This window comes from Brachybacterium rhamnosum (assembly GCF_039526185.1).
GTDB lineage: Bacteria > Actinomycetota > Actinomycetes > Actinomycetales > Dermabacteraceae > Brachybacterium > Brachybacterium rhamnosum.
In genome coordinates this window covers 1,009,348-1,024,523 of record NZ_BAAAIS010000002.1, presented here as the reverse complement: position 1 = coordinate 1,024,523, position 15,176 = coordinate 1,009,348, and the positions used below count along the sequence as shown (strand labels likewise).

The 15,176-nt window shown below is 73.2% G+C and carries 12 protein-coding genes; 6 read left to right on the top strand and 6 right to left on the bottom strand.

What is annotated here, in order from left to right; genetic code table 11:
- Nucleotides 1–245 precede the first annotated feature (245 nt).
- Both ABD080_RS06495 and ABD080_RS06490 read left to right on the top strand, forming a co-directional pair.
- A complete protein-coding gene (locus ABD080_RS06495; protein ID WP_343904106.1) occupies nucleotides 246–1,232 on the top strand; it encodes a peptidoglycan-binding protein in 987 nt (328 codons plus the stop codon).
- 120 nt (nucleotides 1,233–1,352) lie between these two features.
- The gene (locus ABD080_RS06490; RefSeq protein ID WP_343904105.1) at nucleotides 1,353–1,877 is read left to right on the top strand and encodes a GNAT family N-acetyltransferase; all 525 of its coding nucleotides are present in this window, start codon (nucleotides 1,353–1,355) and stop codon (nucleotides 1,875–1,877) included.
- A 48-nt stretch (nucleotides 1,878–1,925) separates the two neighbouring features.
- On the opposite strand, the gene ABD080_RS06485 is transcribed toward ABD080_RS06490, so the two are convergent.
- Both ABD080_RS06485 and ABD080_RS06480 read right to left on the bottom strand, forming a co-directional pair.
- Nucleotides 1,926–3,515 (bottom strand): AbgT family transporter, encoded by a 1,590-nt coding sequence (locus ABD080_RS06485; protein WP_343904104.1) that lies wholly within the window; start codon nucleotides 3,513–3,515, stop codon nucleotides 1,926–1,928.
- A 50-nt stretch (nucleotides 3,516–3,565) separates the two neighbouring features.
- Entirely contained in the window at nucleotides 3,566–4,927 is a 1,362-nt protein-coding gene (locus ABD080_RS06480; RefSeq protein WP_343904103.1) for a M20 family metallopeptidase, read from the bottom strand.
- Between the two features lie 248 nt (nucleotides 4,928–5,175).
- On the opposite strand from ABD080_RS06480, the gene ABD080_RS06475 reads away from it, so the two are divergent.
- The 4 genes from ABD080_RS06475 (at nucleotide 5,176) to ABD080_RS06460 (ending at nucleotide 9,665) form a co-directional block, all read left to right on the top strand.
- Nucleotides 5,176–5,997, top strand: a complete 822-nt coding sequence (locus tag ABD080_RS06475) for a PTS sugar transporter subunit IIAB (protein WP_343904102.1) — start codon at nucleotides 5,176–5,178, stop codon at nucleotides 5,995–5,997.
- Between the two features lie 45 nt (nucleotides 5,998–6,042).
- Entirely contained in the window at nucleotides 6,043–7,620 is a 1,578-nt protein-coding gene (ulaA, locus tag ABD080_RS06470; RefSeq protein WP_343904101.1) for a PTS ascorbate transporter subunit IIC, read from the top strand.
- A 234-nt stretch (nucleotides 7,621–7,854) separates the two neighbouring features.
- Entirely contained in the window at nucleotides 7,855–9,507 is a 1,653-nt protein-coding gene (locus tag ABD080_RS06465; RefSeq protein ID WP_343904100.1) for a sodium-dependent transporter, read from the top strand.
- Nucleotides 9,508–9,554: 47 nt separating this feature from the next.
- Nucleotides 9,555–9,665 carry a methionine/alanine import family NSS transporter small subunit gene (locus tag ABD080_RS06460; protein ID WP_343904099.1) on the top strand — a complete coding sequence of 37 codons (111 nt, stop codon included), beginning with the start codon at nucleotides 9,555–9,557 and terminating at the stop codon, nucleotides 9,663–9,665.
- Between the two features lie 121 nt (nucleotides 9,666–9,786).
- On the opposite strand, the gene ABD080_RS06455 is transcribed toward ABD080_RS06460, so the two are convergent.
- The 4 genes from ABD080_RS06455 to ABD080_RS06440 are packed head-to-tail and all read right to left on the bottom strand — an operon-like array spanning nucleotide 9,787 to nucleotide 15,129.
- Complete coding sequence (locus ABD080_RS06455) at nucleotides 9,787–10,605, bottom strand: energy-coupling factor transporter transmembrane component T family protein (protein ID WP_343904098.1); 819 nt, start codon at nucleotides 10,603–10,605, stop codon at nucleotides 9,787–9,789.
- Nucleotides 10,605–12,389: an ABC transporter ATP-binding protein gene (locus tag ABD080_RS06450; protein ID WP_343904097.1), complete on the bottom strand. Its 1,785-nt coding sequence runs from the start codon at nucleotides 12,387–12,389 to the stop codon at nucleotides 10,605–10,607. The genes ABD080_RS06455 and ABD080_RS06450 overlap by 1 nt, the downstream gene beginning before the upstream one ends.
- A gap of 35 nt (nucleotides 12,390–12,424) precedes the next feature.
- Nucleotides 12,425–13,351 (bottom strand): DUF8171 family membrane protein, encoded by a 927-nt coding sequence (locus ABD080_RS06445; protein WP_343904096.1) that lies wholly within the window; start codon nucleotides 13,349–13,351, stop codon nucleotides 12,425–12,427.
- Nucleotides 13,352–13,398: 47 nt separating this feature from the next.
- Nucleotides 13,399–15,129 carry an HAD family hydrolase gene (locus ABD080_RS06440; protein WP_343904095.1) on the bottom strand — a complete coding sequence of 577 codons (1,731 nt, stop codon included), beginning with the start codon at nucleotides 15,127–15,129 and terminating at the stop codon, nucleotides 13,399–13,401.
- Between the last annotated feature and the right edge of the window lie 47 nt (nucleotides 15,130–15,176).

The following is a 15,176-nucleotide window of genomic DNA, read 5'->3' as shown; positions in this document are numbered from 1 at the left end:
CGGGCAGGGCGCGGGGCGCACCCGACTTTCGGTGGAGATCGGGCGTCCGCCGCGGCGCCGCTTCGAGGGCGCGGCCGTCCCGTTCTCCTGATGACGGGGCAGTAGCGTTTCGATGAACAGTCCCCGATGTGCTGTCGGTGGGAGCGATCGTCGACCGAGGCTTCAGGAGTTCACGCATCGAGGTCCGATCACGGTTCGCCCGAACCGGTCGTCGGCCCGATCACGACATCGACGGAGACCCCGCCATGACGAAGTCCCCCCTCCCTGCGCTCGACCGCCGCGCCCTGTTCCGCGGCGTCGGCGCCGCCGGCCTGCTCACCGCCGGCGGGCTGATCGTCCCCACGTCGGCCCACGCGCTGTCCACCTCCGGCGTCCAGAAGTCGCTGTGGGGCCTCTACTACTACAGCGGTGCGATCGACGGTCGACTCGGCGCGATGTCCATCGCCGCGATCAGGTCCTTCCAGGCCGACCGCGCCCTCGTGGTCGACGGGAACGCCGGATCGATCACCCAGGCCGAGCTCGTGAAGGTCGTCAAGGCCGTGCAGAAGGCACTGGGCCTCGTCGTCGACGGCGACTACGGCAGCGTCACGGTCGCCGCCGTGAAGAAGTACCAGTCCTCCAAGGGTCTCGTCGCCGACGGTCGATCCGGAGCGCTGACCATGTCGAAGCTCGGCGTGCGCCGCGTGGTCGGGACCTCCTCCTCGTCGGGGAAGCTCGTGGTGATCGACCAGATGGACACGGGACATTTCAGCGCCGAGAACTGCGGCCCGACGGCCGCGGTCATCGCGCTGGTCGCCGTCGGAAAGACCCCGAGCGGATACCGGGCATCGGTCACCGGCAACGCGAAGGTCGTGCAGAACATGCGCGTCTCCTGCGGTCTCTCCCCCGCCGGGCAGCCGACGAAGAAGAGCGTCAGCTACGTCGGCTCCGACCTCACCGACCTGGCCCGCGGCATCAAGGCCAACAAGGGGTCCGGCTCGCAGGTCACCTTCGCCGCCGCGGTCGACGCCGCAGCCGCCGGGAAGACGACCATCCTGCACGTCAACCACGGGAAGCTGCTCGGCATCTCCGGGGCGAACTACGGGCACTACGTCGTGGCGAAGGGGAAGGACTCCTCCGGGAGGATCCTGGTCTCCGATCCTGGCCGCGCCAAGAGCATCGGGATCAAGGGATACAGCCGCGCCGCGCTGCTGAAGGCGCTGCAGAAGGACCGGGGCCTGATCGTCGGCTGATCCCCGGGGTGGCGGGACGGGACCACGGTGGTCCCGCCCCCCCACGACCTGATCAGGGCGTTCGGGAACCCGAGAAGAACCTGCTCGTCCGCAGGGACCTCCACCGGCGAGACTGCTCCCATGAGCCTGAGCTTCCCCCTCCGCACCGCGCGCCTCGAGCTGCGCCCCTTCACGGTGCAGGACGTGCCCGCCGCGGCTGCCGTCTACGGGGACGCCGAGGTCATGCGGCATGTGGGTGAGGGCGGAGCGGTCGACGCCGACGAGGCGGCCGCGATGGTGGCCGCCTACATCGCTCATCAGCGCGAGCACGGCCTCGGATTCTGGGCGGTGGTCGACAGGGCCGATGGCGCACTGATCGGGGATGCAGGTTTCGAGCTCACCGAGCACGGGCTCGAGCTGGGCTACACGCTGCGTCGGGACCGCTGGGGCCAGGGGCTCGCGACCGAGGCCGCCCGGGCCTGCCTCGAGGCGGCAAGGGAGCTGGGCCATCGCGAGGTGGTGGCCCTCGTGGATGCGGCGAACCCCGCCTCCGCGCACGTGCTTCAGAAGCTCGGCTTCACCGAGGGCGCTGCCGACGGCGGGGGCATCGGCACCGTCGTGTCCTACGGCCGGCCCCACGGGCTCTTCCGCCTCGCCCTGCGCTGACCGCGCGCGACCTCGGCAGCGCCCGTCGGCCCCTCCAGCTCTCCCGCCTCACTCCCCGAGCATGATCCCGGTGCCGGGGCCCAGCGGGAGACCGGTGAAGAAGAAGATCGCGAGGATCGCCGTCCACACCACCCAGAACGGGACCACGAAGGGCAGCATGCGCGCGAACATCGTGCCGAGGCCCGCGGCGGGCTCGTACTTCCGCAGCATGCCCAGCAGCACCACCATGTACGGGTTCATCGGGGTGATGACCTGGGTGGCGGAGTCGCCCACGCGGAACGCGGCCTGCGTGAACGCCGGCTCGTAGCCGAGCAGCGCGAACATCGGCACGAACACCGCGGCCATGATCGTCCACATGCCCGAGCCGGAGATGATGAAGAGGTTCAGGCAGCTCGCCAGCAGGATGAACCCGATGATCGCGGGGAAGCCCGTCAGGCCGATCCCCTCGAGGCCCGCGGCGCCCGTCACGGCGATCCAGGAGCCGATGCCGGACCAGTTGAACAGGGCGATGAACTGCCCCAGCACGAACGCGAGCACGATGAAGGGGAGCATCTCCTTCAGGGCGTCGGTCATCATCCGCACGCCGTCGGCGCTCGAGCGGATCGTGCCGACGACGATCCCGTAGGCGAGCCCCACCACGACGAAGTACGCGAAGACGAGGAACACGATCGAGTCCAGCAGCGGCGAGGAGGGCAGGAAGCCGCCCTCCTCGTTGCGCCACGGGGAGGCGGGGACCAGCGTCGCCACGAGCACCACGGCCGTGAGCACCACGCCGGCGAGGACGGCGACGAGCAGGCCCTTGTTCTCCCGCGGGCTGAGGGCGGCGCGCATCTGCTCCGCGTCGGTCCCGCCGCTCCCGGACTCGGCGTCCTCCACGGTCTCGTCGCGCGGGACGTCGGTGCGCACGAGCCGCGGCTCGAGCACCCGGTCGATGACGACGCCCGCGACGAGGCCCAGCACGAGCGAGGAGGCGATGTTGAACCACCAGTTCGAGACCGGGTTCACCGGGGTCGCGCCGAGGCCCGGCAGCGACTCCATCACGGAGGTGGTGATGCCCGCGAAGAGCGCGTCGAGGCTGGTGGGGAAGATGTTCGTGGAGTAGCCGGCGCCCGCCGCGGCGAAGCCGCCGAGCAGGCCCGCGACCGGGTGACGTCCCGCGGCCTTGAACACGAGCGCCGCGAGCGGCGGGACGACCACGAAGGCGGAGTCCGCCATGATCGAGGAGATGACGCCGACGAAGCCCACGACGTACGGCAGCATCCAGCGCGGCGAGGAGCCGAAGGTCTTGCGGATGATCGCGGCGAGCATGCCGGAGTGCTGGGCCACGCCGATCGCGAGCAGGATCGGCATGACCGTCTTCAGCGGCGGGAAGCCGATGTAGTTCTCCCCGAGGTTGCTCGTGAGCCAGGTGAGGCCCTCCGCGGTGAACAGCCCCTTGATGACCGTGGCCTCCTCCGCGCCGGGCACGGAGACGGTGACCCCGGCCGCGGCCATGGCGGTCGAGACGATGCCGGTGATCGCGAAGAGGATGAGGAACAGCATGAACGGCTCGGGGAGCTTGTTCCCGAGCCGCTCGACCCCGCCGAGGAAGCGGTCGGTGAGGGGCGGGCGGCCGGTGGGCGTCGTGGCGGTGCTCATGAGGAGGGCTCCAGACGGGCGTCGGGGACGGGGAGAGGAGAGGGACGGGGTCAGTCGAAGTAGGAGGGCACGTCGATCGCGCCGCCGGCCGCCGCGAACTCGCCGGCGACCTCCGCCGCGAGCGCCGGGTCGTGGAGCACGTCGAGCAGCGTCGCGGCGAGGCCGTAGGCGCCGTCGGCCGCGGCGGCGCGCGCGATCGGCCCCGTGGACTGGACGGCGAACTCGCGCGTGTGCAGGGCGGCCTCGGCGTCGGAGGTCTGGATCAGCGGGTGCATGCCGGGCAGGCGGTAGCTGACGTTGCCGAAGTCCGTGGAGGCGGCGAGCGAGGGGGACACCACGCCGAGCGGCAGCGGGTCGCGGCCGCGGCGGCGCTGCGACTCGACCCAGCGGCCGGTGAGCGCCTGGTTGGTGCGCACGGGCAGCGAGGGCGGGTGCTCGTCCCAGTCGATGCTCACGCCCACGCCGGCCATGAGCGCGGCGCCGCGGGCGACGTCCTCGACGCGGCGCGAGAGGTCCTTGAGGGTCTCGGGCCGCTGCGAGCGCACGTACATCTCGACGACGGCGGTGTCCGGGATGACGCTCGCGCGGTCCCCGCCCTCGGTGATGATCGCGTGGAGGCGGTCCGACGGCGGCGTCTGCTGCCGCAGCAGGCCCACGCCCTGGTACATGAGGCTCGCGCCGTCCAGGGCGTTGCGCCCCATGAAGGGCTGCGCGGAGGCGTGGGCGGTGTGCCCGTGGAAGGTGACCTTGAGGGTGCGCCGGCCGAGCCACACCTGGTCGGCGAGGTCGTAGGCGGGGTAGCCGTGCGCCATGACTGCGGCGTCGAGGCCGTCGAAGGCGCCCTCGCGGGCCATGTACTCCTTGCCGGTGTGGCCCTCCTCGGCGGGCGTGCCGAGGTAGACGACGGTGCCAGGGACGGCCGACGGGTCCTCCTGTGCGAGCGCATGGATCGCGAGGAAGGCCCCGAGCCCCATGACGGCGATGACGTTGTGGCCGCAGCCGTGGCCCACGCCGGGCAGGGCGTCGTACTCGGAGAGCACGGCGAGCGTGGGCCCCTCGCCCTCGCCGTGGATCTCCGCGCGGATCGCGGTGTCCAGGCCGTGCACGCCGAGCTGCGCCTCGATCCCGTGCTCGGCGAGGATCGCGACGATCGCGGCGGCGGAGCGGTGCTCCTCGAAGGCGACCTCGGGGTGCGCGGCGAGGTCGAGCATGAGGTCCACCATCGCGCCAGAATCCGCCTCGACTGCCTGCTCGAGGCGGGTCAGCAGCGCCGCGGGCGCGCCGGCGAAGGCGGAGCCGGGGTGGCGCTCGGTGGCGACGGCCGCGGCCTGCTCCTCGTGGAGCTGGTCGAGGTAGGCGTGCGAGGGCGTGGTGGGGGTCGCCTCGTCGTGGGGCGCGCGATGGGAGGACATGCGCTCCAACGTATCGGTTCCCGGCCAGGTCACGCGCCGTTCCCGAGAGGTTCCCTGGACGGGGGCCGCGGAGCTGGGCGGATGCGCTCGCGGGGCCCGCGCGGGCGGGCCGTCCGTCGGGTCGGTCTCCTCCCCCGGCACCGCCGACGACGCGGGCCGCGGCGCGGTCCTACACTCGGCGCGGGCGTCCCCCAGGGCCGGTCCCCTCGGCCCGCCGCCCGTCCCGCTCCGTCCCCGAGGAGAGTCTCGTGTCCCAACTGAGCGATCTCGTCGACCCCGCCGCGATCAGCCTCCAGAACCCCGCCGCGACCTGGCGCGATGTGATCACCGCCGCCGGCGCCCTGCTCGAGTCCACGGGCGCCGTGGATCCTGCGTACACCGCGGCGATGATCCGCAGCGTCGAGGAGCACGGCCCGTACATCGTCATCGCCCCCGGCTTCGCGCTCGCCCATGCCCGGCCCGACGCCTCCGTGCACCGCACCGCGATGTCGGTGCTGCGCCCGCAGGCCCCGATCGTCTTCGGACACGAGAGCAACGATCCGGTCACGCTGGTCGTCGCCCTCGCCGCCGCGGACCCCTCCGCCCACCAGCAGGCGCTCGCGGCCCTCGCGGGGATCCTCGCGGATCCCGCGCGCCGCGCGGCGCTCGACGAGGCCGCGACCCCGGAGCAGGTTCTCGCGGTGCTCGGCGCGGAGCGCCCCACCGCCTCGGCCCCGTCGGCCGCGGCCGCCACGACCGCCACCGAGTCGGCCACGGTCGACCCCGACGAGCCGACGGTCCCCTCGAAGAACCTGCTGCTCACCGTGTGCGGCAACGGTCTGGGCACGAGCCTGTTCCTCAAGAACACGGCGGAGACCGTGCTCGGCACCTGGGGCTGGGGCTCGCTGCTCTCCGTCGAGGCGACGGACACGATCTCCGCGAAGGGCCGCGCCAAGGAGGCGGACGCGATCCTCACCTCCGGCGCGATCGCCCAGACCCTCGGTGAGGTCGGCGTGCCCGTCGAGGTGATCGAGAACTTCACCTCGACCGCGGAGGTCGACGCCGCGCTGCGCCGCCTCTACGCCGTCTGACCCCTCCTTCTCCCCCGTCCCCACCGCAGCATCGGAGGCTCCCTCGTGACCGTCCTCGTCGCGATCGCCCAGTTCCTCGTCAACGAGATCCTCAGCGTCCCCGCCTATCTCATCGGCATCATCACCGCCATCGGCCTCATCGCCCTGCGCCGCAGCGTCGGCCAGGTCGCCGGCGGCGCCATCAAGGCCGTCCTCGGCTTCCTGCTCATCGGCGCCGGCGCGACCCTCGTCAGCGCCTCCCTCACCCCGCTCGGGGCGATGATCCAGGGCGCGCTCGGCGCCCAGGGCGTCGTCCCCACGAACGAGGCGATCGCCGGCATCGCCCAGGAGGAGTTCGGGGCGCAGGTCTCCTGGCTCATGATCCTGGGCTTCGTGGTCGCGATCCTGCTGGCCCGCTTCACGCCCCTGCGCTACGTCTTCCTCACCGGCCACCACCTGCTGTTCATGGCCACCCTCATCACGATCGTCATGGCCTCCGCGGGCATGCCCTCGCCCGTGGTGGTCGTGCTCGGCGCGGTGCTGCTGGGCGTGCTCATGGTGTCCCTGCCCGCGCTCGCCCAGCCCTGGACCCGCCGCGTCTCCGGTGACGACTCGATCGCGATCGGCCACTTCGGCACCGCCGGCTACATCGCCGCGGGCGCCGTCGGCCGGCTCGTGGACCCCAAGGGGAGGAGCCGCTCGACGGAGGACATCCACGTCCCCGAGGGGCTGCGCTTCCTGCGTGACTCGATGGTCGCGACGGCCCTGTCGATGGTGCTCATGTACGTCGTGGTCGCCGTGCTGTACGTGGTGCGCGCCGGCCAGGAGACCGCCTTCGGCGCCTTCGAGAACGGCGCCACCGGCATCGGCAACTACCTCATGCAGTCCGTGACCCAGGGCCTCCAGTTCGGCATCGCGGTCGCCGTGATCCTCTTCGGCGTGCGCACGATCCTCGGCGAGCTCGTCCCCGCCTTCCAGGGCATCGCCGCGAAGGTCGTCCCCGGGGCGATCCCCGCGCTCGACGCCCCGATCGTGTTCCCGTACGCGCAGAACGCCGTGCTCATCGGCTTCCTCTCGAGCTTCGCGGGCGGACTGCTGGGCCTGCTGCTGCTCGGCGTGTGGCTCGGCCCGGCCCTGGGCCTCGCGCTCGTGCTGCCGGGCCTCGTGCCCCACTTCTTCACGGGCGGCGCGGCCGGCGTGTACGGCAACGCGACCGGCGGCCGGCGCGGCGCGGTCGCGGGTGGCCTGGTCAACGGCCTGCTCGTGACCTTCCTGCCCGCGCTGCTGCTCAAGGTGCTCGGCAGCTTCGGCTCGGCGAACACGACCTTCGGCGACACGGACTTCGGCTGGTTCGGCATCCTCATCGGCTACGGAGCCCGCACCGGCGTGGTGAGCGGCATCGTGCTGCTCGTGCTCATCGGCGCCGCGATCCTCGGCGCCGCCCTGCTCGTACAGCGTCGTGTGGTGGACGCCGGCTGGGACCCCGCCCCGGCGCGCGGCGCGGCCGGCGAGGGTGCGACCTCCGGCGCTCAGGCCGCGCCGAGCGACCGGTCGACGGGCTCCGCCACCACCGGCGCCACCGCCCACCCGCGGGTCGCGCCGCCCGTCGGCGCACCCGTCCCGCCCCCGCCGCCGGAGTCCTGACCGGGCGGCGGGCGCGCCGGGGCACTAGCATTCCCCCACGGCCACACCCCGGCCGCCCGCCGCTCCCCCGTCCGGACCACACCCCGGCCCGACGGTCCCCGCGGCCCGCCGACGCCCCCGTCGGCCCACGACCCTGCCCCCGGGCAGGGCCCGCGCGATCCGCGAGAGCGGCGCCGCATCCCCGTCCCTGTTCCTCCTGCGCCCGCGGGCGCAGATCATCCGGAGGCGATCTCCTTGAGCGCACACTCCCCCGCACCCGCCGAGGCCGGCGCCCGCCGCGCCGACCGCGGCGCCTTCTCGGGGCGCACCTCGTTCATCTTCGCGGCCATCGGCTCCGCCGTGGGCCTCGGCAACATCTGGCGCTTCCCCGCCGTGGCCTACGAGAACGGCGGCGGCGCGTTCATCCTGCCGTACCTCGTCGCCCTGCTCACGGCCGGCATCCCGCTGCTCTTCCTCGACTACGCGATCGGCCACCGCTGGCGCGGATCCGCCCCCGCGGCCTGGCGCCGGTTCCGCCGCTGGACCGAGTTCATCGGCTGGTGGCAGGTGCTCATCGCCCTGGTCATCGCGCTGTACTACGCGCTGATCCTCGCGTGGGCCACGAACTACATGATCTTCTCGCTGGACCAGCGCTGGGGCGATGACCCGAACGCCTTCTTCGGCCAGTACACGCAGGCCCTCTCCGGCACGGACGTGCACATCTCCTTCGACGTGGTGCCCGCGGTGCTGGTGTCGATGGTCGTCGTGTGGATCGCGACGATCGTCGTCATGGCGCTCGGCGTGCAGAAGGGCATCTCCGCGAGCTCGGTCGTGTTCATCCCGCTGCTCGTGATCATGTTCGTCATCCTCGTGATCCGGGCACTGTTCCTGCCCGGCGCGATCGACGGCCTCGAGGCGCTGTTCCGCCCGCACTGGGCCGCGCTGCTCTCCCCGGGCGTGTGGGTCGCCGCCTACGGCCAGATCTTCTTCTCGCTGTCCGTCGCCTTCGGCATCATGCTCACCTACTCCTCGTACCTCAAGAAGCGGACCGACCTCACGGGCTCCGGCCTCGTGGTGGGCTTCGCGAACTCGGGCTTCGAGATCCTGTGCGGCATCGGCGTGTTCTCCGCGCTCGGCTTCATGGCGCAGGCGCAGGGCGTGCAGGTCTCCGAGGTGGTCTCCTCGGGGATCGGCCTCGCGTTCATCGCCTTCCCGGCGATCATCTCCGAGGCGCCCGCGGGCGCGCTCATCGGCGTGCTGTTCTTCGGCTCGCTCGTGCTCGCCGGCTTCACCTCGCTGATCTCGATCGTCGAGGTCGTCATCGCCGCGATCCAGGACAAGTTCGGGCTCTCCCGCATCTCCTCCACGCTGTGGGTGTGCGTGCCGCTCGCGGTGGTCTCCACGGCCCTGTTCTCCACGACCATGGGCATGCCCCTGCTGGACGTGCTGGACAAGTGGGTCAACGAGTACGGCATCGTCGCAGCGGCGCTGGTCTCCACGATCGTGGTCACCTATGTGGTGCGCGGTCTGCCCACCCTGCGCGACCACCTCGACCATCGGGGCACCTTCCCGATCGGCCGCTGGTGGCTCGTGTGCGTGGGCCTGATCGCACCGGTCGTCCTGGGCGTCTCGCTGGTCTCCTCGACGATCTCGCTGGTCACCTCGCCCACCACCTACTCGGGGTACCCGGGCTGGTTCATCGTCGTGTTCGGCTGGCTGATGGCGCTCGCGCTGCTCGTGGCGGGCATCGTCCTGTCGCTGCTGCCGTGGCCCGCGACCTCGAACCTGTTCAAGGACGACTCCGACGGCGACCCGATCGCCCCGGAGGTCGTGGCCGGGCAGGGCCTCGAGGCCCGCGCCGACGCCGCCACCCCCCACGAGCTGCGCTCCCCCGCGGGCCGCGTCTGACCGTCCCGCTCCGCCCGCTCTCCCCGCTCCGACCGAAGGAGGACCCCGTGTCCGCATCCGCCGTCGTCATGATGATCATCGCGATCGTCACCGTCTGGGGCGGCCTCGTCGCCGCCGTCGTCAACATCGTGCGCCACCCCGAGGCGACCGAGGACTGACCCTCGGCCGCGACCGGTTCCGGCGCCGCCGCACCACGGAGGACGTGAGGAGCACCTGCCCTGTGCATGACGGGGCGCGTGCTCCTCACGTCCTCCTTCTGCGTCGGGACCGCGCACGGGCTCAGAAGGGCAGCAGCGCCCCGAGCCGGTAGGCGGCGAGCACCGCCACGACGCTCACCACGAGCACCACCCAGTCGAGGCCTGCGGTGCGCAGGGAGGCCAGGCGCAGGCGCCGGCCCACAGGGTTCGCGGCGGCGTAGGTGAAGCCGCGGGTCTCGAGGGCCTCGACCGTGGTGCGCACGTTCTTCGCCGTGTTGAGCATGATCGGGTAGAACGCGGTGACCGCGAGCGTGCACCACTGCAGGATCACGCGCCATCCCAGCAGGCCCGGCCGCTCCACGGGGGCGTGGCGCAGGCGCTGCCCCTCGAAGACCGTCACGTACTCGTCCACGAGGATCGGCAGCATGCGGTAGCCGTAGGAGACGCCGAAGGCGAGCAGCTCCGGGGCGCGGAACCACAGCAGCGCGTCGGAGAGCTTCTCCGGGTCCAGGGACACGAACGCCGCCATCGAGGCCATGGACACGGCGCCGAGCTTGAGGTTCAGCTCCGCGAGCGCCACGAGGGTGCCCAGGTCCCCGCCGAACAGGAACGAGGCGGCGAACAGCCCCACGACGTTGCCCAGCAGACCGATGAGGAACAGGCCCAGCACGAGCGGGCCCACCCGGGCGAGGGCCACGGAGACCGCGCCGAGCGCGAAGAGCAGGGCGAGCACCCCGGTGGAATGGGTGAACCAGGGGGCGAGCGCCATGAGCAGGTACCAGGCGAGGACCACGCGCGGGTCCATGCGGGAGAAGAGGCCGCCGCGGGTGGAGTAGGCGGTGCGCAGCAGCTCCAGGCGCACCCATTCCACGCTGAGGACGTCGTGGGTCGTGCGGGCCATCAGTGCTCCTGGGTGGGATCGGCGTCGACGGTGCGCAGGTGCTCGCGCAGCGCCGTCGCGGTGAGCGGCAGCGGGTCCAGGCCCAGCTCGAGGGCGATCCGGGCGGCCTGCGGCGGGGTGAGGCGAGCGCGGCCGGTGATCTCGCGCCGGGCGAACAGCTCCTGCGGGGCGGCGTCGGCGAGCACGCGCCCCTGGTCCAGGACGATCACGCGGGTCGCCCAGGCGGCGACGAGGTCCATGTCGTGGGTCGCGACGACGGCGCAGCGCACGGTCTCCGCGAGCGCGGCGAGCATGGCGGTGACGTCGTCGCGGGAGCGGATGTCGAGGCTCGAGGTGGGCTCGTCGAGCAGCAGCAGGCGGGGCCGCATGGCGAGGCCGATGCCGAGGGTCGAGCGGCGCTGCTGCCCGCCGGAGAGGGTGCGGCCGTCCCGCCCGGCGAGCTCGGTGAGCCCCACCTCGGTGAGGATGCGGTCCACGATCGCCTCGGCGTCGGGCACCTTGCGACCGCGCGGGAAGAGCGCGACGTCCTCGCGCACGGTGTCCTTGAGGAACATGCGCTGGGGGTGCTGGTCGAGGAAGGAGACGTGGTCCGCGAGGAGGGAGGCGGAGCGGGTGCGGGTGTCGATGCCGTCCACGGCGACGGTGCCGGCGCGGGGCACGATCAGCCCGGTCAGCAGGCGCATGAGCGTGGACTTGCCGGCGCCGTTGGTGCCCACGAGCGCGACCCGCTCCCCCGCGCGGAGCTCGAGGGAGAGGTCGTCGAGGACGGTCGAGAGGGAGCCGTCCACGCCCCGGTAGCCGTGGCTGACCCCGCGCAGGGACGCGACAACCTCTGCGGGGGCGGGCTCGGGAGCCGGGCCCGGGACGGGGGCCGACGGGCCGCTCCGCTCGGCCGCGGGCCGGAGGTGCTCGCGCAGCACGGTGACCGCGGAGGGGACGTCGAGGGCGACCCGCTCCGCGCCGACGGCCGCGGTGAGCGCGACCGCATCGGGGGCGGGGATGCCGTGGGCGCGGAGGTCGCCGTGGCGGTCCATCGCCTCCTGCACGGGGAGGTGCCAGACGGGGGCGCCGTCGGCCATGAGCACCACCGAGCGGGCGAACTCGGCGACGAACTCGGCGTGGTGCTCGATGGTGACGACGGTGATGCCGTGGCGCGTGTTCAGCTCCCGCAGGCGCAGGTAGATCTCGCGGGCGCGGGCGGGGTCGAGCTCCGCGACGGGCTCGTCGACGACGATCACCTCGGGGCGCAGGGCGAGCACCGCGGCGAGCGCGACGAGGTGGGCCTGACCGCCGGAGAGCTGCCAGACGAAGCGGTCCGCGAGGTGGGCGATGCCGAGCGCCGCGAGGGCCTCCTCGGTGCGCTCGCGGTGGTCGGCGTGGCCGAAGTTCAGGGGCCCGAAGGCGACCTCGTCCCGCACGGTGGGGCGCACGAGCTGGTTCTGGAAGTCCTGGTAGACGTAGCCGACGCGGCTCGAGAGCTCCGCGACGGAGGAGTCCCAGGTGTCCACGCCGTCCACGTGCACGGCGCCGGCGAAGTCGCCGTTCCAGTAGTGCGGGACGAGGCCGTTGAAGGTCTTGCACAGGGTGGTCTTGGCGGAGCCGTTGCCCCCGACCACCGCGACGAAGTCGCCGCGCTCGATCGTGAGATCGACGTTGCGCAGGGCGTCGCGGTCCGTGCCGGGATAGCGGAAGGACAGGTCCTTCACGACGATCGCGGGCGGCGCGGCGTCGGCCGATGGGGCGGCGGGGGCCGGCACGGCGAGGGTCGGGGGCAGGGCGGTCATGGCGCTCCGGGGTCGATGGCGAGGGGTCGAGCGGATCAGGAGCCGGCGGTCTCGGCGGCCCGGCGCGAGAGCCGGAACAGGAGCACGGCGACGGTGAGCACCACGGCGATCGCGGCGACGGCGACGAGCAGGAAGCCGCTGCCGAAGCGGTCGATGAAGTCCGGCTCGAAGGCCCCGGCGGAGATGTCGAAGGCCTCGAGGAAGGCGAAGCCGAAGCTCGCGACGCTCAGCAGCAGCGCGCCGCCCACGAGGAGCGGGGTGCGCGGGGCGGCGCCGGGGATCGGCTCCCCGGGGACGCGGGGGCGCATGCCCATGAGCGGCTCGATCTTCCCGTGCAGGGCGGGGATCAGCCACATGGCGGGGATCGCGCCGAGCAGCACGCCGCTCATGATCACGTCCACGCCGAGGCCGATCGTCTCGAGGGCGAGCATCGACTGCGGCAGGCCCTCGACGAGCTCGGCGTCCTCGACGCCGATCCACACCTTGGAGAGGTCCACGACGGCGGAGAGCACCTTGTCCACGAGCACCAGCACGACCGAGGCGATCGCGATCTGCACGCGGGAGCGGGGGTTGCGCACGAGGGAGCCGGCGATGAACACGGCGAGGAACATCTGCAGGAAGCCCTCGACCTCGGCGAGGCCGGAGAAGTCGCCCATGAGCAGGTCGGTGAAGACGATCTCGCCGAGCGGCGCACCGAGCGCCGCCCAGAACGGGGAGAACAGGGCGGCGACCGTGAGCGGCACGAACACCATGTAGGAGACGGAGACGTCGACGGGGCCGATGGAGGGGTCCGGGATGATCTCGAGGATGATGTTCGAGAGCCCGAACAGCGACATCGAGAGCACGAAGATCATGAGCTTCTGCGAGGTGGACAGCTCGGTGCGGCGGATGCCGTCGATGGTGCCGCGGAGGGCGCCGCGGCGCTCGTCCTCGGCGGGACGCGGGGGGACCTGGGTGGACATGGGGTGCTCCTCGGGGGTGGGGCGGACCGGATGCGGGGAGGGGAAGCTCAGGGGGCGGTGGCGGTGGCGGTGGTGAGGGCGAGGCGCGCGGCGAGCACGTCGATCACCTGCGCCGGGGAGTCGAGGACGTGGTCGGCGTGGCCGACGGCGAGGGCCCGGGCGAGGGCGGGCTCCTCGTCCTTCCCGCCGCGCAGCAGGCACACGGCGCCGATGCCGGCCTCGGTGCCGCCGCGGCCGTCGTTGACGGCCTTGTCCCCCACGTAGACGACGTCGGCGGGGAGGGTCTCGAGGCCGGCGAGCGCGGCCTCGAAGATCGCGCGGCCGGGCTTGCGCACGCCGACCTCGTCCGAGTACGCGGCGGGGCCGATCATCGCGGCGACCCCGTGGCGCTCGAGGATCTCCCGCACGCCGCGGCCGGAGATCGTGTTCGAGACGATGCCGACGACGATCCCGTGGTCGCGTGCCCAGGTGATGAGCTCGAGGGCGCCGGGGCGCAGGGCGGGCTCGGACTTCGCGCGGTGCAGCGCGAGGGAGAGCTCCGCGGCCTCGAGCCGCAGCGCGGGGCGGAGGGCCGCGGGGAGGTCCTGGCCCACGAGGTCGCCCCAGAGCTCGGCGGCGAGGATCTCGGTGTGGGTGCCGTCGCCTCCTGCGTCCCGCTCGTGCTTGCGGGCCCGGTGGCGGTCCCAGCCGGCCTCGACGGCGGCCGTCGCCTCGGACGGCTCGAGCGGCACGCCCACCTGCGCGGCGAGGGCGGCGATCCGCTCCCCCATCCGGGTGAAGCGGTCGGGGGCGGGGGTGGAGAGGGTGATGACGCCGCCGTGGTCGAGCAGCAGCGCGGGCCGGCCCGGCGCCGGGGCGAGGGCGGACGGGGCGCCGGCCGACGGGGCGGCGGAGGCGGAGGGCGCGACGGAGGCGGAGCCGCCGTCGGCCGCGTCGCGCAGCGCCCGCAGCATCGGCGCGAGCAGCTCCTCGGGGCTGTCGAGCTCGAGGTCCGGGCGGTCGGTGACGGCGAAGGGCGGGTGGTCGGTGCGGTGGTCGCGCGTGATGACGAGGGCGCCGATCCCGGCGCGGCGACCCGCGGCGACGTCGCGGTCGTAGGTGTCCCCCACGTACCAGGCCTGCTCGGGGCGCACGCCGAGCGCCTCACCGGCGAGGTGGAGCATGCCCGGGTGCGGCTTGCGGATGCCGACCTCGTCGGAGTAGATCTGCACCGCGAACGCGTCCGCGAGGCCGGCCTCGGCGAGGATCGCCCGGTGGGCGCGGCCGGAGTGGGCGTTGGAGACGATCGCGAGGCGCACGCCGTGCTCGCGCGCGGCCTCGAGCAGGGCGGGGATGCCGGGGCGCACGTGGTGGTCCGCGACGATCGGCGCCATGGCTTCGAGCAGCTCCCCCGCCTCGAGGGCGAGGCCGTGGCGGAGCGCGTCGGGGAGATCCGCGAGCAGCATCTCGGCGACGATCTCGCGGGCGGTGAGCTCCCGCGGCTCGGGGCGGCGGGAGGAGGCGTTCTTCCACAGCGAGAGCGCGGTGCGCCCCGCCCGCAGCGAGGCCTCGACCTCGCCCTGCTCCGCCGCGAGGCCCATCGCTTCAGCGCGCCGGACCACCTCGGCGGCGAGCTCGCGCGCCCAGCCGGCCCGCGGGGTCGTCGTCACGACCACGCCGCCGAAGTCGAGCAGCAGGGCGCGGGGCGCGGGCAGGGCGGTCGCGGGATCGACGGCGGCGAGCGCGGCGGCGTCCGTCGGGTCGGCGTCGGTCGCGGCGGGTCGGGTCGTAGTGGACACGGGGCTCCTCGGGGCGGGGCCGAGGGGCGGGTCCCGATCGGCATCTC